19 protein-coding genes are annotated in these 19,986 nt (G+C 70.0%); 12 read left to right on the top strand and 7 right to left on the bottom strand.

The genetic code is table 11. From position 1 onward, the window contains the following. Positions 1-116 precede the first annotated feature (116 nt). From ACIRON_RS29230 to ACIRON_RS29265, 8 genes are all read left to right on the top strand, one after another. Positions 117-935: a hypothetical protein gene (locus ACIRON_RS29230; RefSeq protein ID WP_402998429.1), complete on the top strand. Its 819-nt coding sequence runs from the start codon at positions 117-119 to the stop codon at positions 933-935. A gap of 65 nt (positions 936-1,000) precedes the next feature. Then, positions 1,001-1,786 (top strand): DUF1684 domain-containing protein, encoded by a 786-nt coding sequence (locus ACIRON_RS29235; RefSeq protein ID WP_402998432.1) that lies wholly within the window; start codon positions 1,001-1,003, stop codon positions 1,784-1,786. A gap of 64 nt (positions 1,787-1,850) precedes the next feature. After that, a complete protein-coding gene (locus tag ACIRON_RS29240; protein ID WP_402998435.1) occupies positions 1,851-2,762 on the top strand; it encodes a GNAT family N-acetyltransferase in 912 nt (303 codons plus the stop codon). A 47-nt stretch (positions 2,763-2,809) separates the two neighbouring features. After that, positions 2,810-4,309 (top strand): IMP dehydrogenase, encoded by a 1,500-nt coding sequence (guaB, locus tag ACIRON_RS29245; RefSeq protein WP_402998438.1) that lies wholly within the window; start codon positions 2,810-2,812, stop codon positions 4,307-4,309. A 198-nt stretch (positions 4,310-4,507) separates the two neighbouring features. Further along, positions 4,508-5,470 (top strand): amino acid ABC transporter permease, encoded by a 963-nt coding sequence (locus tag ACIRON_RS29250; RefSeq protein WP_402998441.1) that lies wholly within the window; start codon positions 4,508-4,510, stop codon positions 5,468-5,470. After that, the gene (locus ACIRON_RS29255) at positions 5,470-6,231 is read left to right on the top strand and encodes an amino acid ABC transporter ATP-binding protein (RefSeq protein ID WP_402998443.1); all 762 of its coding nucleotides are present in this window, start codon (positions 5,470-5,472) and stop codon (positions 6,229-6,231) included. The genes ACIRON_RS29250 and ACIRON_RS29255 overlap by 1 nt, the downstream gene beginning before the upstream one ends. 23 nt (positions 6,232-6,254) lie before the next feature. Further along, entirely contained in the window at positions 6,255-7,214 is a 960-nt protein-coding gene (locus ACIRON_RS29260; protein WP_402998445.1) for a transporter substrate-binding domain-containing protein, read from the top strand. An 18-nt stretch (positions 7,215-7,232) separates the two neighbouring features. Further along, positions 7,233-8,027, top strand: a complete 795-nt coding sequence (locus tag ACIRON_RS29265; RefSeq protein WP_402998447.1) for a DUF1684 domain-containing protein — start codon at positions 7,233-7,235, stop codon at positions 8,025-8,027. 108 nt (positions 8,028-8,135) lie between these two features. On the opposite strand, the gene ACIRON_RS29270 is transcribed toward ACIRON_RS29265, so the two are convergent. From ACIRON_RS29270 to ACIRON_RS29290, 5 genes are read right to left on the bottom strand one after another with little or no spacing between them, the layout of a single operon-like run. Continuing rightward, positions 8,136-9,263, bottom strand: a complete 1,128-nt coding sequence (locus ACIRON_RS29270) for an LLM class flavin-dependent oxidoreductase (RefSeq protein ID WP_402998450.1) — start codon at positions 9,261-9,263, stop codon at positions 8,136-8,138. Further along, entirely contained in the window at positions 9,260-10,330 is a 1,071-nt protein-coding gene (locus ACIRON_RS29275; RefSeq protein WP_402998452.1) for an LLM class flavin-dependent oxidoreductase, read from the bottom strand. The genes ACIRON_RS29270 and ACIRON_RS29275 overlap by 4 nt, the downstream gene beginning before the upstream one ends. Next, on the bottom strand, positions 10,327-11,679 hold the full coding sequence (locus ACIRON_RS29280; protein WP_402998455.1) for an NtaA/DmoA family FMN-dependent monooxygenase: 1,353 nt from the start codon (positions 11,677-11,679) through the stop codon (positions 10,327-10,329). The genes ACIRON_RS29275 and ACIRON_RS29280 overlap by 4 nt, the downstream gene beginning before the upstream one ends. Beyond that, the gene (locus ACIRON_RS29285; protein WP_402998458.1) at positions 11,676-12,899 is read right to left on the bottom strand and encodes an LLM class flavin-dependent oxidoreductase; all 1,224 of its coding nucleotides are present in this window, start codon (positions 12,897-12,899) and stop codon (positions 11,676-11,678) included. Before ACIRON_RS29285 ends, ACIRON_RS29280 begins: the two co-directional genes overlap by 4 nt. A gap of 26 nt (positions 12,900-12,925) precedes the next feature. Beyond that, positions 12,926-14,338 (bottom strand): MFS transporter, encoded by a 1,413-nt coding sequence (locus ACIRON_RS29290; protein ID WP_402998461.1) that lies wholly within the window; start codon positions 14,336-14,338, stop codon positions 12,926-12,928. Between the two features lie 118 nt (positions 14,339-14,456). Between ACIRON_RS29290 and ACIRON_RS29295 the strand changes: the two genes are divergently transcribed. Further along, a complete protein-coding gene (locus tag ACIRON_RS29295) occupies positions 14,457-15,287 on the top strand; it encodes a helix-turn-helix transcriptional regulator (protein WP_402998464.1) in 831 nt (276 codons plus the stop codon). 41 nt (positions 15,288-15,328) lie between these two features. On the opposite strand, the gene ACIRON_RS29300 is transcribed toward ACIRON_RS29295, so the two are convergent. After that, a complete protein-coding gene (locus ACIRON_RS29300) occupies positions 15,329-16,114 on the bottom strand; it encodes a helix-turn-helix domain-containing protein (RefSeq protein ID WP_402998467.1) in 786 nt (261 codons plus the stop codon). Positions 16,115-16,177: 63 nt separating this feature from the next. Between ACIRON_RS29300 and ACIRON_RS29305 the strand changes: the two genes are divergently transcribed. Beyond that, a complete protein-coding gene (locus ACIRON_RS29305) occupies positions 16,178-16,633 on the top strand; it encodes a DUF3224 domain-containing protein (protein WP_402998470.1) in 456 nt (151 codons plus the stop codon). Here the strand turns inward: ACIRON_RS29305 and ACIRON_RS29310 are convergent. Continuing rightward, complete coding sequence (locus ACIRON_RS29310) at positions 16,618-17,301, bottom strand: winged helix-turn-helix transcriptional regulator (protein WP_402998473.1); 684 nt, start codon at positions 17,299-17,301, stop codon at positions 16,618-16,620. The two genes, ACIRON_RS29305 and ACIRON_RS29310, sit on opposite strands and share 16 nt — an antisense overlap. A gap of 178 nt (positions 17,302-17,479) precedes the next feature. On the opposite strand from ACIRON_RS29310, the gene ACIRON_RS29315 reads away from it, so the two are divergent. Beyond that, positions 17,480-18,298: a class I SAM-dependent methyltransferase gene (locus tag ACIRON_RS29315; protein ID WP_402998474.1), complete on the top strand. Its 819-nt coding sequence runs from the start codon at positions 17,480-17,482 to the stop codon at positions 18,296-18,298. Between the two features lie 56 nt (positions 18,299-18,354). Next, positions 18,355-19,461, top strand: coding sequence for a GuaB3 family IMP dehydrogenase-related protein (locus ACIRON_RS29320; RefSeq protein ID WP_402998477.1), 1,107 nt, complete (start codon positions 18,355-18,357; stop codon positions 19,459-19,461). Positions 19,462-19,986: the final 525 nt, after the last annotated feature.

Here is a 19,986-nt window from a genome sequence, read left to right on the forward strand (position 1 = left end):
CATGTCTCGCGAAGCGAAGCGAGCGGGATGGGACAGATGCGCCGACTCGGCGATTTCAAGGAATGACCAGCTGGTCGCAACCTCCTGGCCACCAGGAGACGCCATGGTTCACCTCGATGAGCAAGACGGCTGCGGACGACGACTGTGTTGGTCTCGACACGCCTCCGCCTAGCGGCTCCGGCGGCTCGACCAGCGGTTCCCCCGTCGGTCGAGCCGTGAGCGCCAGCGAGCGTGTCGAGACCAACACAGTCGGATGGCTGATCGCAGCCGTCCTCGGCCTGCTCCTCGTGAGGTTCCTGTGGAGCCTGGCCACCAACGAGAACCTGCTCCCGGCTGCGGTCCTCGGGCACCTGCTCCACCCGGACGTCCTCGCCGGGGTCTGGCTCACGATTCGACTGACCGCGCTGGTCTTCGCGGTGGCCTGGGCGATCGGACTCGTCGTGATCTCGATGGAGAGGTCGGGCAACCCGGTGCTGAGCGGGATCGCGGCGGCGTACGTCTGGGTCTTCGGCAGCATCCCGGTGCTCGTCCAGCTGTTGCTGTGGAGCAACATCGCGCTGGTCTTTCCCGACATCACCTTCGGGATCCCGGGGGTGCACATCGACGCGGTCCGGCTGGTCACGCCGGTCTATGCGGCGATCGCGGGGCTGGCGCTGGCGATGGGAGCGTACGCGGCGAGGGCTCTCCCGGGTGGAGACCGGCTGACCGCGCTGGGCGACCTCCTGGTGACGACGCTCCAGGTGACGAGCCTGGTCTCGGTGCTCTCGATCACCGACGTGCTCGGGGTCGTCCAGGCGCTCGAGGAGCGCAACCACCTGATCATCCCGCTGCTGGTGGTGGCGGCGATCTGGTACCTCGTCCTGGTCACCGCGGCCCGCGGCGCGATCCGGCTGGCCAGGCTCGCGCGGGTGAAGGATCAGGCGCGCCGAAGGTAAACCCGAGGTAAAGTTCGGCGATCATTGCAAGACCTGGCAACGCAACTCTTTGTAGAGTGCAGCGCGTGACTTTCGAGCGGGCTTGGCAACGGTGGCGCGATGAGCGGGAAGCCGAGCTGAGAAGCCCCGAAGGTTTCCTCGCGATCACCGCCCTGCACTGGCTGGGGCGCAGGCCGGTGCGGTTTCCCGGGATCCCGGGGGTCTGGTCGACCGGTCCGGAGGGCGCTGTCGTCGAGCTCGGCGAAGGTGAGTGGCTCGAGCTCGGCGGGACGACCCTCGCAGGTCGGTACGTCTTCGGTCACGTGGATCCGTACGGTGTGACCGCGACCTTCGACGGCGGAACCGTCGAGGTCGCCGACCGCTTCGGCACCCCGGTCCTGCGGCCGCGGCAGCCCGACGGGCCGTTCCTGCGCGACTACACCGGCACACCGACGTACGCTCCGGACCCGTCGTGGCAGATCAGGGCCGCATTCACCGCCTACGAGACGAGCCGCCCGATCTCGGTCGGCTCCGTGGTCGAGGGCCGTTCGAGCGTCATCGACGCCGTGGGGGAGGTCGCGTTCGAGGTGGGTGGTCGCCCGCAGCGGCTGATCGCGTTCGACGGTGGCGACGGCGAATTGTGGCTGCTGTTCACCGACGAGACCAGCGGCGTGACGACCTACGCCGCCTGCCGCCAGCTCGCCGTCGAGCCGCCGGTCGACGGCACCGTCGTCCTCGACTTCAACCGCGCCGCGAACATGCCCTGCGCCTACACGACCCATGCCACCTGCCCGCTCCCGCCTGCGACCAACCACATCGACGTGCTCGTCGAGGCGGGCGAGCGGACCCCGCCGCGGCCGCCCGCAGACTGAGCCGGGCCGAAGGTTTAACCGTGGGAAACGGATCAGAAACAGCGAAACAGGCAGACTAGGGCGCATGGCGGGGACGATGTTGTGGAGAGTGCGTACGACGCTGCCGGACCGACCGGGCAGGCTGGCGGCGCTGGCCCAGCGCTGTGGTGAGGCCGGGGTCAACATCCTGGGGATGCAGATCTTCCCAGGGCTGGCGCAGGTCACCGACGAGTTCGTGCTGCGTACGCCCGAGGGCTGGGGCGAGAAGGAGATCTGCGACCTGATCTCCTCCGCGGGTGGCGGCGCGATCGTCATCCAGACCGCGACCGAGGCGGCTCTGGCCGACCAGCCGACGCGCTACGTGCAGGCGGCTCGGCACGTCCTGGAGCGGCCGATGTCGTTCCCGGAGGTGGTCGCCCAGCTCTTCGACGCCGAGGCCGAGGCCCCGCCCGGGGTCGTCCACGACACCATGGAGCTGCGGGTCGCCGACGTCGACGTCCAGCTGCACCGCACCGCCCCCTTCACCGCGACCGAGCACGCCCGCGGCGCCGCGATGGCCGACCTGGTCAACGACGTCCTCGACCGCAGCCGCGAGTCGGCGGCCATCGGCACCACCCCGCCCGTGCGCCGGCTGGGCACCGGAAGCACCCCCGAGCTCGTCGTCACCGGGGAGACCGTCACCGCCCTGATCGACGGCGTCGCCGTCGGTATCGGCGAGGTCTTGGCCCCGCCCGAGGACGACGAGAACGTACGTGTCGTCAACCTGCGCGTCGACCCGGCCTGGCAGCGCCGCGGCATCGGCACCCGGCTGCTGGTCGACACCGCCAGGCTCGCGCACATGCTCGGCGCCGACGAGATCCTGCTCACCACCCAGTCCGACAACCAGGCCGTGCTGCCCATGGTTCTCGCCGCCGGGATGCGCGGACGGATCCGGATGGCCGGCGACCTGCTGACCGTCAAGGTGCCGGTGCGCGACCTCAAGCCTTTGGGCAGATGACTCCTGACGTTTTCGGGGACACGCGAGCCGGACCGTAGAATCTCTTCATGGAGATCCCGGAGAAGTTCGCGACGCTCGGCCTCACCTACGACGACGTACTCCTGATGCCTGGATACTCGGATCTGGCGCCGTCGGACATCGATACGACCTCCCGGCTGACCCGCGAGATCAACCTGCGGGTCCCGCTGATCTCCGCGGCGATGGACACCGTGACCGAGTCCCGGATGGCGATCGCGATGGCGCGCCAGGGCGGCATCGGCGTGCTCCACCGCAACCTGTCGATCGAGGATCAGGCCTACCAGGTCGACCTCGTCAAGCGCACCCAGACCGGGATCATCTCCAACCCGGTCACCATCGGCCCCGACGCGACGCTGGAGCAGCTCGACAAGCTCGCCGGTGAATACCGGATCTCCGGCTTCCCGGTCGTCGACGTCGACCAGAAGCTGATCGGCATCATCACCAACCGCGACCTCCGGTTCACCCCGGTCGCGGAGTGGGCGACCACGAAGGTCAACGAGGTGATGACCTCCAAGGACCTGATCACCGGCCCCGCCGAGATCTCGCGCGAAGAGGCCACCAAGCTGCTGCGCCAGCACAAGCTCGAGCGGCTCCCGCTGGTCGACACCGACGGCCGCATCACCGGCCTGATCACCGTCAAGGACTTCGTGAAGTCCGAGCAGTTCCCCGACGCGTCGAAGGACGCCCAAGGACGGCTGCTCGTCGGCGCCGCGATCGGCTACTTCGGTGACGCCTGGGAGCGGGCCACCACGCTCATCGATGCCGGTGTCGACGTGCTCGTCGCGGACACCGCCCACGGCAACGTACGCATGCTGATCGACATGGTCCGTCGCCTCAAGACCGACCCGGCCACCAAGCACGTCCAGGTCATCGGCGGCAACGTCGCGACCAAGGAGGGCGCGCAGAGCTTCGTCGACGCGGGCGCCGACGCGGTCAAGGTCGGTGTCGGCCCGGGCTCGATCTGCACCACCCGCGTCGTCACCGGCGTCGGCGTTCCGCAGATCTCGGCCGTCTACGAGGCGAGCCTGGCCTGCAAGCCGGCCGGCGTCCCGGTGATCGCCGACGGTGGTCTGCGCTACTCCGGCGAGATCGGCAAGGCCATCGTCGCCGGCGCCGACACCGTGATGCTCGGCTCGATGCTCGCCGGCACCGAGGAGACCCCCGGCGACACGGTCCTGATCAACGGCAAGCAGTTCAAGGCCTACCGCGGCATGGGCTCGATGGGGGCCATGTCGAGCCGTGGGAAGAAGTCGTTCTCCAAGGACCGCTACTTCCAGGCCGAGGTCACCGACGACGACATGATCGTCCCCGAGGGCGTCGAGGGTCAGGTCGCCTACAAGGGCTCGCTGGCCACCGTCGCCCACCAGCTCACCGGCGGCCTGCACCAGACCATGTTCTACGTCGGCGCGCGCACCATCCCCGAGCTGCAGACCCAGGGCCGCTTCATGCGGATCACCTCCGCCTCGCTCAAGGAGTCGCACCCCCACGACGTCCAGGTCACCGCCGAGGCGCCCAACTACCACGTCTGACACTTGCATACGGGCCGAGTCGGCTCGAACTGACACCAGATCCCGCCGAGTCGGCGCGTCATAACGCGCCGACTCGGCGGGATTTTCGGTCAGGATGCGCCGACTCGGCAGTGTCTCGTTTGGTGGACTGGCCTCGTGCGGCGCTCATCCCGGCTATAATGTTGAGTAAGTTACTCAACATATAGAGGGTGGTTGTGCGTGAGTGTCGATGAGGTCGTACGCCGCCCCCTTCTCACCCGAGACGGCGACGAGGAGCTCCTCGGTGCCCGGCTCGTCGCGCGCCGCAAACCGGGACAGTGGATCTCGGCGGTGCTCGCGCTGCTGGTCGTGGCCGGGATCGTGAAGAGCCTGGTGACGAACCCGCGCTACCACTGGGATGTGGTCGGCGCGTTCTTCCTGCGCCCCTCCATCCTCGACGGGCTGGTGCTGACGCTGTGGCTGACCGCCGCGGTGCTGGTGAGCTCCTACCTGCTCGGCATCGTGCTCGCGGTCATGCGGCTCTCCGCGAACCCGGTGCTGAGCTCGGTGAGCGCGGTCTACATCTGGTTCTTCCGGAGTGTGCCGCCGTTGCTGCAGTTGCTCTTCTGGTTCCAGATGGCCTCGCTGTATCCGCAGATCAGCCTGGGCATCCCGTTCCTGAAACCGTTCGTCACGATCGAGACGGCCCACCTGTTCAGCGGCCTGCTCGCCGCCTTCGTCGGCCTCACCTTCGACATCGCCGCGTTCGCCGCCGAGATCATCCGCGGCGGCCTGGTCTCGGTCGAGGCCGGCCAGACCGAGGCGGCCAAGGCGCTCGGCCTCTCCAAGGCCCGGATCTTCTGGCGGATCGTGCTGCCGCAGGCGATGCCGGCGATCATCCCGGCCTCCGGCAACCTGCTGATCGGGCTGCTCAAGGGCACCTCGATCGTCTCGGTGATCGCGGTGCAGGACCTGCTCTACTCGGTGCAGCTGATCTACGCCCAGAACTACTTGGTCATCCCTCTGCTGCTGGTAGCCACGATCTGGTACCTGATCCTGGTCACGATCCTGTCGACGATCCAGTTCTTCGTCGAGCGCTACTACGCCCGCGGCAAGGGTGCCCGCACCGGGTTCTGGCGGCTGTGGCGCGGTCAGCTGCCGCTCGTCCCGCGCTCGCCCCGTCGGGAAGCGGAGGTCCTGTGATGAGCGAGCCCCTCGTGCGCGTCCGCGGCCTGACCAAGCGGTTCGGCGCCAGCACGGTCCTCGACCGCATCGATCTCGACGTCGCCCGGGGATCGGTGGCGGTCGTCCTGGGGCCGTCGGGGTCGGGGAAGTCGACACTGCTGCGTACCGTCAACCATCTGGAGAAGCCCGACGCCGGGTTCGTCGAGGTCAACGGCGAGATCATCGGCTACCGCCGCGACGGCAGCCAGTTGCGAGAGCTCTCCGACCGGGCGATCACCCGCCAGCGCAGCCGGATCGGGATGGTCTTCCAGCAGTTCAACCTGTTCCCGCACAAGACCGCGCTGGAGAACGTCCTCGAGGGGCAGCTGGCCGCAGGCGTACGCCGCCGGGCGGCCGAGACCCGCGGGCGCGAGCTGCTGGAGCGCGTCGGCCTCGCCGACCGAGGAGCCTCCTACCCGCGGCAGATGTCGGGCGGCCAGCAGCAGCGGGTGGCGATCGCCCGCGCCCTCGCGGTCGAACCCGACCTGATGCTCTTCGACGAGCCGACCTCCGCGCTCGACCCGGAGATGGTCGGCGAGGTGCTCGGCGTGATGAAGGACCTCGCGCAGACCGGGATGACGATGATCGTGGTCACCCACGAGATCGGCTTCGCCCGCGAGGTCGCCGACCAGGTCGTCTTCCTCGACGAGGGCCGGCTGGTCGAGGCCGGGGCACCCGGCGACGTACTCGTGTCTCCCACCCATGAGCGCGCTCGGGCGTTCCTCTCCGCTGTGTTGTGACCCCCTCGAAAGGACCCCGTCCCGTGAAGCTCAAGCTCGCCCTGGTCGCCCTCGCGGCCCTGCCACTCGCCCTCGCCGGATGCGGCAACGCCTCCGACACGCTCAGCGCCGCCGAGCGTGGCATCGGATCGGACGGGTCGGCCTCCGCCGAGCCGGTCGCGATCCCGACCCAGGACGTCGTCTCGGATGTGAAGGCGGACCCGGCGCTGACCGAGCGGCTGCCCGCCGACGTACAGAAGTCCAAGACGCTCGTCCTCGGCACCACCGAGGCGACCGGGGAGCAGAACCTCCCGCACGGCGGCTCCGACCAGTCCGGCGCGCAGATCGGCCTCGACATCGACCTGCGCAACGCGATCGCGGCCAAGCTGGGCGTGAAGTGGAAGACCGAGTTCGGCAGCTTCGAGACGATCGTCCCGGGCACCCAGAGCGGGAAGTACGACGTCGGTCAGGCCAACTTCGCGGTCACCTCCGAGCGGCTCGAGGTGGTCGACTACGCGACCTACCTGCTCGACGGGCAGTCGTTCGTCAGCCGCGAGGACGGTGACCTCGACCAGGTGAAGACGCTGACCGACATCTGCGGCCACACGGTCGCGACGTCGCCCGGCTCCAGCTTCCAGCAGATCCTCGAGGACGGTGCCGCCGAGTGCGAGAAGGCCGGCAAGAAGGCGTACGAGGTGGAGTACTTCAAGGACAACGCCGCGATCCTCCTCGGCCTGCAGAACGGCAAGACCGACCTCTACTTCGGACCGACCCTGTCGCTGAAGTATCTGGTCTCGCACCAGCCCGGGCTGAAGTACCTCGGCGAGCTCAGCCTCACCGATGTCGGCTTCGTCGTCGCCAAGAAGTCGCCGCTGGCGCCGGTGCTCGTCGACGCGATCAATGCGCTCATCGCCGACGGGACTTACAACAAGATCTTCACGAAGTGGGACGTTTCCGACATAAAGCTGGACAAGTCGGAGTTCAATCCGAAGCCGGCATTCTGAACCTTCCGGGAGGACCCCATGACCGTCACCGACACCGACGCCTTCGCCCAGGACTGGGCGACCTGGCACGAGGAGCACGAGAAGAAGCGCGCCTCGGCCCACGGATTCCTCGCGATCACCTCGATCCGCTGGCTCGCCGAGGAGCCGGAGACGTACGACGACGTGCCGGGCGCCTGGTCGAGCGGGCCCGAGGGTGTCGTGGTCTCGCTGGCCCCGGGTGAGTCGCTGGTCGTCGACGGCGTCGTGATCACCGGCCGGCACTCGTTCGGCGGCCTCGACGAGCGTGGCGGGATCACCGCCGAGTTCGGTGACGCGGTCGTCGAGATCGCCAGGCGGGGCGGCAACGACATGATCCGCCCGCGGCACCCCGACAACCCGGTGCTCGTCGGCTATCGCGGGACGCCGGCCTACGCCCCGGACCCGACGTGGGCCGTGCCCGGGCGCTTCGTCGCCTACGAGACCCCGGTGCCGACCACCGTCGGGTCGGTCGTCGACGGGCTGGAGCACGTCTACGAGGCGGTCGGCGAGATCGAGTTCGAGGTGGGCGGCGCGGTGCACAGCCTCATCGCCTTCCCCGGCTCCGCGCCCGGCTCGCTGCACGTGCTGTTCGTCGACCAGACCTCGGGCAGGACGACGTACGCCGCCAACCGGTCGCTGTCCGTCGCCGCGCCCGACGAGGAGGGCAACCTGGTCGTCGACTTCAACCGCGCGACCAACCTGCCGTGCGCCTACACCGACCACGCCACCTGCCCGCTCCCGCCGGCCGGCAACCGGCTGCCGGTCGCGGTCGAGGCGGGGGAGAAGCTGCCGTAGGGGATCGGCCGAATGCTGACCGAGGTAACTCGGTGGACGGTCACTTCCTTCGTGGAGTTCAACGAAGGAAGTGATGCCCTACCGAGGTACCTCGGTCTGCATCTGGCCCTAGCGACCGCGCCGGGCCCACTCCTCGGCGAGCAGCTCGTAGGAGCGGACCCGGTCGGCGTGGTCGTGGGTGATGGTCGTGATGACCAGCTCGTCGGCCCGGACCGCGGCCCGGAGGATCTCGAGCCGGTCGGCGACCTGCGCCGCGGTGCCGACGAACTGGGTGTCGAGGCGATCCTGGACCAGGGCCCGGTCCTCGTCGGTCCACTCCCACTCGCGGGCCTCGTCGGGGGTCGGGAACGGGATGGCGCCCTCGGCGGTGCGGATGGATCGCACCCACAGGCCGTAACCGGTGGCGAGCTCGCGCGCCTCCTCCTCGGTCTCGGCGACGACCACGTCGGCGGAGACCGCGACGTGGGGTTCGGCGAGGGTGTCGGAAGGCGCGAAGGCGGTGCGGTAGGAGTGCGCCGCCTCGAGGACCCCGGAGGGGTTCACGTGGTAGTTCGTCGCGAACCGGAGGCCTCGTTTCCCGGCCGCCTCGGCGCTCTCGCCGCCGCTGCTGCCCAGCACCCAGAGCTCGAGCTCGGCACCCTCGCCGGGTACGACTCGCGCCGGGGTGCCGGCGGTGTCACGGTAGGTGCCGTCGACGAAGGCCAGGATCGTGTCGATCTGCTCGCCGTAGTCGGCCGCGGTCGCGCCGGGGAGCTGCAGGAGCTCCTTCTGGAGCCGGAACCGCGGTGAGCCGAGCAGCCCGCTGGGATCGAACTTGGGCGGAACCAGCAGCCCCTCCGCAGTGCGTCCGTCGACCAGCTCCACAGGGATCGCCACCGGGCTCGAGGCTCCGGGTCGGCCGCCGGAGCGGCCCAGGCCGAGGTCGATCCGACCGGGGAAGGCGGCGTCGAGCAGCCCGAACTCCTCGATCGTCGACAGTGCCGTCCGGTGCCCCATCAGCACCGCCCCGGACCCGATCCGGATCCGCGAGGTGGCGCTGCCGAGCAGCGCCAGGACGACCGCGGGCGATGTGCCGGCGACCCCGGGGTTGAGGTGGTGCTCGGCGACCCAGTAGCGGTGGTAGCCGAAGGACTCGGCGGCCTGCGCGAGGTCGATCGCGTTGCGTAGGGCGTCCGCGCCGTCCGCTCCGGAGGACACCGGCACGAGATCGAGGACTGACAACGGTGTGCGGCTCATGGGTGTGCTCCATTCGTGGGGGAGCCCCAGCCCCAGGGCGGGTCGGGGAGGGCGGTACGCAGCGGGGCGGCGACCTCGGTCGCGAAGAGCTCCAGGCTGTCGCGGTGCTGCTGCTCGGTCAGGCCGCTCGCATCCGCCTGGACGTGGACGACCTGGTGCCCGAAGCGGTCGTGGTAGCGGTGGATCTTCTCGAGCACCTGCTGCGGCGACCCGACCAGCGCCGAGGAGCGCTCGACGAAGTCCTCCAGGGTCGCGAAGACCGGCTCGAGCCCGAGGCTCGCCTGGAAGGCGAGCTGGCCCTCGAAGACGGGCCGATAGGCGGCGTACGCCTCTTGGCTGGTTCTCGCCACGAGCAGCCCTGCCGTCCCGGCGCCGATCGCGATGTCGGCGGGGGCGTGGCCGTAGGCCACCCAGCGCTCGCGGTAGTGGTCGACCAGCTCGCCGTAGGGCTCGATCGGGTTCGTCACGTTGGCCGAGAAGAGCGGGTCGCCGTAGCGGGCGGCGAGGTCGACGGACTCCTTCGAAGTGGCGCTCCCGTGCCAGACCCGTACCGGCTGCTGCAGCGGCCGCGGCCAGACCTCCGCCTCCACCAGGTCGGGCCGGAACCGAGGGGAAGCCGTCACCTGGTCCTGGCGCCAGAGCTTCCGGAAGATCTCGTACGACTCCGCGTTCCGGTCCCACTGGTCCTCCGGCGTCACCTGGAACAGATCACGCTGGGCCGACCCGTTTCCCTTGCCGATGATCAGCTCGAGCCGGCCGCCTGCGAGATGGTCGAGCGTCGCGTAGTCCTCATAGGCCCGCACCGGGTCCAGCAGCGCCAGCGTGGTCACCGCGGTGAACAGCCTGATCCGGCTCGTCAGGGCGGCGAGGTGGGAGAGAACCACCGTCGGGGAGGAGGAGATGAACGGCCGCTCGTGCCGCTCGCCGACCCCGAACCCGTCGAACCCCAGCTCCTCGGCGAGGACCGCGTTGGCGACGACCTCCTGAAACCTGTCGTACGTCGCCTTCTGCTGCCCCGTCACCGGATCGGGCCGGTGGACGATGAGCGTGATCGCCAGGAACCTCACTGCGCCGGCTCCCGCAGACCGAGGTTCTCGCGGAGCGTGGCCCCTTCGTAGGCGGTGCGGAAGACGCCGCGCTCCTGGAGCAGCGGCACCACATGGTCCACGAAGGGCGCCAGACCGCCGGGGGTGATGTGGGAGACCAGGATGTAGCCGTCGGCGGCGTCGGCCTGGACGTAGTCGTCGATGGTGGACGCGATCGTCTCCGCCGAGCCGATGAAGCTCTGCCGGCCGGTGACCTCGACGATCGTCTCGCGAGTGCTCAGCCCTTTCTCGCGCGAGATCGCCCGCCACCGCTCGGCCTGCTCCAGTCGGTCGCCGTGCGAACGGGCGCTGGCGCGGCCCTTGGCGATCAGGTCGTCGTTCTCCGAGGGGTCGACGGTGGGGAGCGGACCGTCGGGGTCATGGTCGGAGAGGTCGCGGTTCCACAGCTGCTCGAGGAGCTTGATCGCGGTCGCGGGCGAGACCTGCTGCAAGCGGATCTCGCGGGCCAGCTCGACGGCCTCGGCATCGGTGTCGGCGAGCACGAAGGTGGCCGCGGGCAGGATCAGCAGGTCCTCGTGCCTTCTTCCGTGTCGCTCCAGGCGTCCCTTCACATCTGTGTAGAACCGTTGGCCGTCCTCGAGGTGGCTGTGCCGGGAGAAGATCGCGTCGGCCTTGGCCGCCGCGAACTCGCGGCCCTCCTCGGAGTCGCCGGCCTGGAAGATCACCGGGCGGCCCTGCGGGCTCCGCGGAACGTTGAACCGGCCGCTGATGTCGAACTGGCTGTCACGGTGCTCGAACGTGCCGGGTGCCGGTGTCGACAGGAACGCCCCTGAGGCCTTGTCGGCGAGGATCTCGTCCCCCTTCCAGGTGTCCCACAGCCGGGTCGCGGCGTCGAGGAACGTCCGGGCCCGCTCGTAGCGCTCGCCCTGCGGCAGGTAGCCGCCGCGCCGGAAGTTCTCCCCGGTGAACGCGTCCCAGGAGGTGACCACGTTCCACGCGGCCCGGCCGTCGGAGAGGTGGTCGAGGCTGGCGAACTGGCGGGCGACCTCGTAGGGCTCGTTGAAGGTCGAGTTGATCGTGCCGGTCAGTCCGAGGTGGTCGGTGACCGCGGCGAGCGCGGCCAGGATCGTGAACGTGTCGGGCCGCCCGACCACGTCGAGGTCGTAGATCTCCCCGGCCTGCTCGCGCAGCCGCAGCCCCTCGGCGAGGAACATGAAGTCGAACAGCCCACGCTCGGCGATCTGGGCGAACTCGACGAACGAGTCGAACTCGATGTGGCTGCCCGAGGCCGGGTCGCTCCACACGGTCGTGTTGTTGACCCCGGGGAAGTGGGCGGCGAGGTGGATCTGCTTCTTCGGCCTGTCGTTCATGCGGGCGTCCCCTCCGTGGTGGCGTAGCGGCTGACGGGACGCGGCAGACCGAGCGCGCCCCGGAGGGTGCTGGCGTCGTACGCATCATGGAAGAGCCCGCGCCTCTGCAGCTCGGGCACGAGCTGTCGGGTGATCTGCACCAGGTCATCGGGGAGCACTGCCGGCCGCAGCCGGAATCCACTCAGCCCGGCGGCGTGCCAGGTCGCGAGCAGGTCGGCGAGTCCCTCGGGCGTCCCGGCGAAGACCAGAGCGTCGGACTCGTACGCGCCCCCGGCAGCAGCGTCGAGGCGAGCCAGCCGCTCCCGGGCGGCCTGCTCGGTCTCGTCGAGGATGACGACGATGTCGCCGAAGACATGGACGGTCTCGTTGTCCCGTCCGGCGGCAGTCTGCGCGGCCCGGATCGTGGCGGTGATCTCGGCGATGTCGGCGGCGTTGCGCGGCGTCACGAACCCGACGTCGGCCGAGGTGCCGACCAGCTCGAAGGGCCGGTCCCGGTGGGCGAGGGCGGCAACGACCGGCTGCCCCTGGGGAGGCCGCGGGGTGATCGAGGGGCCCTTGACGTCGAAGTGGAGACCCTCGAAGTCGATGTAGTGGATCTTCTTGCGGTCGACGAACCGCCCGGTCGCGACGTCGCGGATCTCCGCGTCGTCCTCCCAGGAGTCCCACAGCCGCCGCAGCACCTCGACGTAGTCGGCCGCCTCGGCGAACGCCTCCCGGATCAGCTCCTCGCCTGCGGGGGAGTCCAAGGCGGCGTACGAGATCTCCGGGAACTCCCGCCGCCCGAACAGCGCCGCGTCGCGGCGTCGCGGCGCGACCTGGACGCGTACGCCGGCCCGGCCCCGGCTCACGTAGTCCAGCGTCGCGATCGCCTTGCTGAGATGGAACGGCTCGGTGTGGGTCACGATCGCCGTCGGCACGATGCCGATGTCCCTGGTCAGCGGTGCGATCCGGGACGCGATCAGCACCGCGTCGAGCCGCCCGCGCACCCGGTCGGTGCGGTCGTCGTCCTCGGTGCCGAAGGGGGCGTCGGTCTGGATCGAGAGCGAGTCCTCGATCGTGACGAAGTCCAGGAGACCGGCCTCGGCCTCCTGGACGAGGCCGGCCCAGTAGCCGGGTGTCAGCAGCTCCTGGGGCCGGGCGTTCGGTTCCTGCCAGGCGGCCGGGTGCCACCCGGCTCCGTCGAGAGCGACTGCCAGTCGGAGGCGGGGGTGATCAGCCATGGCAAAAGTTTAGCAAGTTGATCGACTTAGTTGAGCGAGTTTCGGGTTTCGGGACGGAGGCCGCCGGCAACCAGCAGAGCCGCACCCAGGACGAGCACGGCGTTGACCCCGACCGCCACCTGGAGCGCGCCGAGCGAGGCGACTCCGCCCGCGGCCGTGGCAACGGTGGACATGATCGGGATGCCGAGCGCGATCGCGACCTGCTGGGTCATCATCGCCAGCCCGGTGGCCAGGCCCTGCTCGTGGTCGGGGAGCCCGGAGGTCGCCGCGACCATGAACCCGACGATCGCCGCTACGTGTCCGATGGCGCCGATGAAGTTCATCAGGCCGAGGAACCACAGCCAGCCGACCGAGGGCCCGATCAGGACGAGTACGCCAGTGGTGACCGCCTGGACGGCGAGCCCGCCCGCCACGGTGTTGCGTACGCCGAAGGCCTCGATCACCCGCGGACCGACGGACCCGCCGATGATCGCCCCTGCCCCCATCGCGACGAGCATCAGCCCGGTCTGCAGGGCGTTGAGGCCGAGGACGTGCTGGAGGTACATCGTCAGCACGAAGACCAGCGACGACTCGAAGGCGAAGGTCGCGAAGCCGGCGATGTTGCCGAACCCGATCGTGCGCCGGGTGAGGATGTGCAGCGGCACCAGCGGGTGCGGGTGACGAGACTCGGCCCGCCAGAACGCGACCAGCAGCACCACCGCGGCAGCGATCGAGGCCAGCCCCCACACGTCGGCGATGCCCGCCTCACCCAGCCGGGTCGCGCCGTAGACCAGCGCGAGCAGCCCGGACGTCACCAGCACGGCACCCGGGAGGTCGAGCCGCGACCGTTCCCGGTCGGCGGAGTCCCGCAGCACGAACGGCGCGACGGCGACCACCAGCAGCGCGATCGGCACATTGACCAGGAACGCCCAGCGCCACGACAGCAGATCGGTGAGCACCCCGCCGAGCACCGCGCCGGCGGTGAACCCGGTCGACATCACCACGCTGTTCAGCCCCAGGGCGCGCTGCCGCAGCGGTCCCTCCGGGAAAGAGACGGTGAGCAAGGAGAGCGCCGCCGGGGTGACCGCGGCGGTCGCGAGACCCTGGGCGACCCGGGCCGTGAGCAGCAGCTCGGGTGAGGTGGCGACCCCGCCGAGCAGCGAGGCGGCCCCCAGCGCGACCATGCCGATCAGGAAGACCCGGCGTCGGCCGACGTAGTCGCCGATCCGGCCGAAGAGCAGCGTGAACCCGGCCGCGCACAGGGCGAACGCGGTCGCGATCCACTGCACGTCGGCCTCGGCGAAGCCGAGGCTCGCGCCGACGGTCGGCAGCGCCACGTTGAGGATCGAGAAGTCGACGGTCAGGGTGAACTGGGAGGCGAGCAGCAGCAGGAGCACCAGCAGCTGTCCGCGGCTCATGGTGGCCCGACGTACGGGCTCGGCCTGGGTGATCGTGGTCATGGCCCCAACGCTCCGGCAGCCGGCGTACGTCAACCAGACACCTGTCCTGCCACCCATCCGCGTGCCTGTCACTGACAGGGTCAGGAAGAAATCGCCGCCCCGCCGCACTATAGGAACCATGACGACCGAGCTCGGAGAGTTCCTGCGCAGCCGCCGGGCGGCGATCAGTCCCGAGGACGCCGGGCTGGTGTCCTACGGCGCCCGCCGTGTGCCCGGGCTTCGGCGCGAGGAGCTGGCGATGCTGGCCGGCGTCTCGCCGACCTACTACACCCGGCTCGAGCAGGCCGACCACCACAATGCCTCCGACTCGGTGGTCGACGCGCTCGCCCGCGCGCTGCGGCTCAGCGCCGAGGAGCGTGTCCACCTACGGAGGCTGGCGCGGCCGGTCGAGACGGTGTCGGCGAGCGGCCGCGACGAGGAGCCGCGCCCGACCGCGGTGGCGATGCTGATGGACTATCCCGGACCGGCGCTCATCACCGACCACGCCAACTACGTGCTCGCCTGGAACGACCTCGGGCACCGCCTCTTCGGCCACGGGCTGGACTTCGATGCGCCATTCGCCGGCCGGCCGAAGCGGCCCAACATGATCCGGCGGTTCTTCCTCGAGCCGGGTGGGTCCGAGCTCTTCGTCGACCCCGAGGGCACCGCGCTGCAGATGGTCGGCTTCCTGCGCTACTCCTCGGGCCTGCACCCCGACGACCACATCCTCAGCTGCCTCGTCGGCGAGCTCGTCCAGCGCAGCGACCTGTTCGCCGAGCTGTGGGCCGAGCATCCGGTGATGGACTGCGGCTACGGGATCAAGCGGTTGCGGCATCCGGTCGCGGGGCGGCTGGATCTGGCGTATGAGGCGATGGTGCTGCCCGAGACCAGCCAGCGCATCGTGCTCTACCGGGCCGAGCCCGGATCGCCGTCCGCGGACGCGCTGGAACGGATCGCACCTGGGTTGTGAAGCTGAGAGTGGCCCCTGGGTCACTCTCAGCTTCACGACCCCTAGAGATCCTTGGCGTAGGCCGCCGGGGGAGCGCCGACGACGTCCCGGAACGTACGCACAAGGTGGGCCTGGTCGCTGAAGTCCAGCTCCGCGGCGACCGCCGCCCAGTCGACGTCACCGGAATGGGCGCGGGCGGCGACCTCGAGCACGCGGAACCGCTGCACGACCCACTTCGGGCCGATCCCGACGTACTCGCTGAACAGGCGCTGCAGCGACCGCAGGCTCAGGCCGGCGCGGTCGGCGAGCTGCTCGGCCCGGGTGATCGAGCGGTCCTCCTCGGCGAGGGCCGCCCAGCGGCGTACGTCCTCGGCGACGGGATCGCTCGGGAGGCCGACGTCGAGGAGGTAGGCCTCCATCGCGGCGGCCATCTCCGCAGGGTCCGTCGAGGTGAGGATCCGTTCGGCTGCCGGCCGGTCGTCGACGCCGAGCAGCTCCTGCGCCGGGACGACCTGGTCGGCGATCGCGCTGACCCGGCTGCCGAGCACCGGACGGAAGAGGCCGGGCAGGAACGAGACACCGAGCGTGTGCCCCCGACCGGTCAGGTGCCGCATGAACGGCTTGCGGCCGATCCCGTGCACCAGCAGCCGGCCGTCCTCGGCGGCGACGTGGATCCGAGGCTGCGGGATGACCTGCTGGTCGTGCGGCTGGGCGAGGTCCCAGCCGACGTACCAGTGGTAGTCCACGTGACCCGCGATCTCGGGCGACGGCTCGAACCGCTCGGTGGTGATCGCCTTGGCGGCCGTCACCGGTCGCACGATCGCATCCGGGTAGCCCCTGCTCTCCATGCCACCAACGATATGGCGCGTTCCTTCAATCCCGCGCCCCTGCTGCCGGAGCAGGCTGGACCCATGACGACCTACGGCAACAAGGCAAGCACCACGATGACCGTCTCCCGCTGGCACGAGGCGGCCTACGTCGACATCGACGGCGAAGGAACCAAGATGGGCGACGACGTCTACATCCCGCACCGCGGCCTGACCACCGCCGAGACCGACTACACCTACGCCGGCGAGATCCAGGGCACGGGGGTCGCGCGGATGATCGGCGCCTACGGCAACCCGGCCGGCGGCGCGGTCTTCGAGGCGTACGAGCAGTTCACCGGCTCCATCGCCGGCCAGGAGGGTTCGTGCGTGTGGCGGATCAGCGGGACGTACGCCGATGCCACCGTCCGCTCCCACCTCACCGTCGTCCCCGGCCTCGGCACCGGCGGCCTCGAAGGTCTCGTCGGCGAGGCCGACATGGTCCTCTCCGAGGAGGGCGGCGGAGAGGCGTACGGCTTCGTCCTCTCCTATGACTGGAGTTGAGGGCGCGGGACGTGGGCGGCGGTGGACTGGCCGAGCCAGCCGGGGAGGGCGCGGCGCACGTCCTCGGCGGCGGCGATGCTGACCATCTCGGCGCGCAGCGCCATCGGCCAGGCGAGGTCGCCACGCCAGATCTCGGTGAGCGTACGCAGGCTGCCGGCGAGCCGGGCGTCGACCTCGAAACCGGGGTCGAAGTCGCAGACCTCGGCCTGGTCGGCGGAGACCACGAGCCACCACCGGGCGACCTTGGGCTCGACGTCGGTGAGGCGGAACTCGACCACGGTGCGCTTCCGCGGCCACACCTCTATCGGGATGGTGCGGCGCATGTCCCAGAAGAGCAGGTGGGGATCGAGGTCGGCCTGGCCGAGCTCGCCGACCCAGCGGATGCCCCATTGGTGGAGCGCGGTGACGACCGTGGCGAGCTCCTGACCGCTGGCGGTGAGGTGGTAGGACGAACGCTGCCCTTCGCCGCGCCGCTCGATGATGCCGGCACGCTCCAGGGTGCGCAGCCGCTTGGAGAGCAGAGCCGGCGACATCTTCGGCACGCCCCTGCGGAGCTCGTTGAAGTGGGTGCTGCCGAGCAGCAGCTCGCGAACGACGAGCAGCGTCCACCGCTCGTCGAGCACCTCCATGGCCTTCGCCACCGGACAGAACTGGCCGTATCCCGCCATCGGACCGCCTCCTTCGCAGCCCGAGATCCTGTCATCAGTAGACCGCTGACGGGGGCGGACAGCAAGTACAGATCCTGAACTTCGATGAGTTCAGATACGGCACTAGCGGCCCGCTGCCACACCGAGCGAGGCTGGAACCTCCAGATCAAGTCTCGGGTCAACGTCTTTGGAGGAAGACATGACCGCAACACCAGCTTCACCCGACCTGAAGGCCAAGCACCGCGCGATGTGGGGCCTCGGGAATTACGCCCGGGTCGCCGACGAGCTCATCCCCGAGCTCGGCCAGGTGCTCGTCGAGGCCTGTGAGATCGGTTCGGGCGACCGCGTGCTCGACATCGCCGCCGGCACCGGGAACGCCGCCATCCCTGCCGCTCTCGCCGGCGCGGAGGTGACCGCCAGCGACCTGTCGCCCGAGCTGCTCGAGATCGGCCAGGCTCACGCAGTCGAGGCGGGAGCCGACTCGCTCACCTGGCGCGTCGCCGATGCCGAGGCGCTGCCGTTCGACGACGCCGCCTTCGACGTGGTGATGTCCTGCGTCGGCATCATGTTCGCGCCGTTCCACGAGAAGGCCGCTGCCGAGCTCGTCCGGGTCGTACGGCCGGGTGGTCGCATCGGCCTGGTCAGCTGGACGCCGGAGGGCTTCATCGGCCAGATGTTCGCCACGATGAAGCCGTTCATGGCGCCGCCGCCCGAGGGCGCGCAGCCGCCGCCGCGATGGGGCGACGAGACCCATGTACGCGGCCTGCTGGGCGACCAGGTGACCTCTGTCCGGGCCGAGAAGCGGACGGTCGACATCGACTCGTTCGAGACCGGCGCGGAGTTCCGTGACTTCTTCAAGGCCTGCTACGGGCCCACGATCGTCGCCTATCGCGGGATCGCCGACGACGAGGCCCGGACCGCCGAGCTCGACGCCGCGCTCGCCGAGCTGGGGGACCGCTACGTCACGGCCGGGGTGATGAAGTGGGAGTACCTGCTGCTGACCGCGGTGCGTAGCTAGGGTCGGTGCGTGTGGGCTTTCCGATCTCGATCCGGTCCCGTGGAACAATCCGTCCTGTGACTGAGATCGAGATCGGCCGGGCCAAGCGAGCACGACGGGCGTACGCCTTCGACGACGTGGCGATCGTGCCGTCCCGGCGCACCCGTGACACCACCGAGGTGAGCACCGACTGGCAGATCGACGCGTACCGCTTCGACATCCCGGTGATCGCGGCGCCGATGGACTCGGTGATGTCGCCCTCGACCGCGATCGCGATGGGCAAGCTCGGCGGCCTCGGGGTGCTCAACCTCGAGGGCGTGTGGACCCGGTACGACGACCCGCAGCCGCTGCTCGACGAGCTGGCCGAGCTGAGCGGCGTCGACGCGACCCGGCGTCTGCAGGAGATCTACGAGGCCCCGATCCGGGCCGAGCTGATCACCGAGCGGCTGCGTGAGGTGCGCGCCTCGGGCGTCACCGTGGCCGGGGCGCTGTCCCCGCAGCACACGAAGGAGTTCGCCAAGGCCGTCGTCGACGCCGGTGTCGACCTCTTCGTCATCCGCGGCACCACCGTCTCGGCCGAGCACGTCTCCTCCCAGGCCGAGCCGCTCAACCTCAAGGAGTTCATCTACGAGCTCGACGTGCCGGTGATCGTGGGCGGTTGCGCGACCTACCAGGCGGCGTTGCACCTGATGCGCACCGGCGCGGCCGGCGTCCTGGTCGGCTTCGGCGGCGGCGCGGCGCACACCACCCGGACCGTGCTCGGCGTGGCTGTGCCGATGGCCTCCGCGGTGGCCGACGTCGCCGCCGCGCGTCGCGACTACCTGGACGAGTCCGGCGGCCGCTATGTCCACGTCATCGCCGACGGCGCCGTCGGCCGTTCCGGCGACATCGCCAAGGCGATCGCCTGCGGTGCCGACGCCGTCATGGTCGGCTCGCCCTTCGCCCGCGCCACCGACGCCCCCGGCAAGGGATTCCACTGGGGCAACGAGGCCCACCACGCCGACCTGCCCCGCGGCGAGCGGGTCGCGTTCGAGCCCGTCGGCACCTTCGAGGAGGTCCTCTACGGTCCCTCCCACGTCGCCGACGGCACCATGAACCTCGTCGGCGCCCTCAAGCGCGCCATGGCCACCACGGGTTACACCGACCTCAAGGAGTTCCAGCGGATCGAGGTTGTCGTCGGCTGAGCCGCCGAGTCCGCACCTGTGGCGGGCCGAATCTTTAGTTGTGGGCGACGAAACGCGAGTTTCGTCGCCCACAACTGCGTTCTGGGTGTCCAGAACTACCCACTCGCCGAGAGGTCGCTGCGGTCGGCCGAGGCGTCACGGGTGAGGTTCCGATTGGCGTTGGTGGACGGCGCCTGTACGTGGCGCGGGGGCATTTCCCCGCCATGGCGGGAAAATGCGGCGGGTAGGCGGCGCTGGGTGCGGTAGAACCCCGCCATGGCGGGATTCTGCTCCGCTGCGACTCGAATCTGCCGAGAGGTCGCTTGGGTCGGGCGAGAGGTCGCTGGGGTCGGGCGAGAGGTCGCTGGGGTCGGGCGAGAGGTCGCTGGGGTCGGGCGAGAGGTCGCTGGGGTCGGGCGAGAGGTCGCTGGGGTCGGGCGAGAGGTCGCTGGGGTCGGGCGAGAGGTCGCTGGGGTCGGGCGAGAGGTCGCTGGGGTCGGGCGAGAGGTCGCTGGGGTCGGGCGAGAGGTCGCTGGGGTCGGGCGA

This window comes from Nocardioides sp. NPDC101246, from assembly GCF_044767415.1.
Classification (GTDB): Bacteria; Actinomycetota; Actinomycetes; order Propionibacteriales; family Nocardioidaceae; genus Nocardioides.

Coding starts and splice junctions, on each gene's coding strand:
- ACIRON_RS29230 (WP_402998429.1), top strand. CDS start 117: ATGAGCAAGACGGCTGCGGACGACGACTGTGTTGGTCTCGACACGCCT.
- ACIRON_RS29240 (WP_402998435.1), top strand. CDS start 1,851: ATGGCGGGGACGATGTTGTGGAGAGTGCGTACGACGCTGCCGGACCGA.
- guaB (WP_402998438.1), top strand. CDS start 2,810: ATGGAGATCCCGGAGAAGTTCGCGACGCTCGGCCTCACCTACGACGAC.
- ACIRON_RS29255 (WP_402998443.1), top strand. CDS start 5,470: ATGAGCGAGCCCCTCGTGCGCGTCCGCGGCCTGACCAAGCGGTTCGGC.
- ACIRON_RS29265 (WP_402998447.1), top strand. CDS start 7,233: ATGACCGTCACCGACACCGACGCCTTCGCCCAGGACTGGGCGACCTGG.
- ACIRON_RS29270 (WP_402998450.1), bottom strand. CDS start 9,263: ATGAGCCGCACACCGTTGTCAGTCCTCGATCTCGTGCCGGTGTCCTCC.
- ACIRON_RS29280 (WP_402998455.1), bottom strand. CDS start 11,679: ATGAACGACAGGCCGAAGAAGCAGATCCACCTCGCCGCCCACTTCCCC.
- ACIRON_RS29285 (WP_402998458.1), bottom strand. CDS start 12,899: ATGGCTGATCACCCCCGCCTCCGACTGGCAGTCGCTCTCGACGGAGCC.
- ACIRON_RS29290 (WP_402998461.1), bottom strand. CDS start 14,338: ATGACCACGATCACCCAGGCCGAGCCCGTACGTCGGGCCACCATGAGC.
- ACIRON_RS29295 (WP_402998464.1), top strand. CDS start 14,457: ATGACGACCGAGCTCGGAGAGTTCCTGCGCAGCCGCCGGGCGGCGATC.
- ACIRON_RS29300 (WP_402998467.1), bottom strand. CDS start 16,114: ATGGAGAGCAGGGGCTACCCGGATGCGATCGTGCGACCGGTGACGGCC.
- ACIRON_RS29305 (WP_402998470.1), top strand. CDS start 16,178: ATGACGACCTACGGCAACAAGGCAAGCACCACGATGACCGTCTCCCGC.
- ACIRON_RS29310 (WP_402998473.1), bottom strand. CDS start 17,301: ATGGCGGGATACGGCCAGTTCTGTCCGGTGGCGAAGGCCATGGAGGTG.
- ACIRON_RS29315 (WP_402998474.1), top strand. CDS start 17,480: ATGACCGCAACACCAGCTTCACCCGACCTGAAGGCCAAGCACCGCGCG.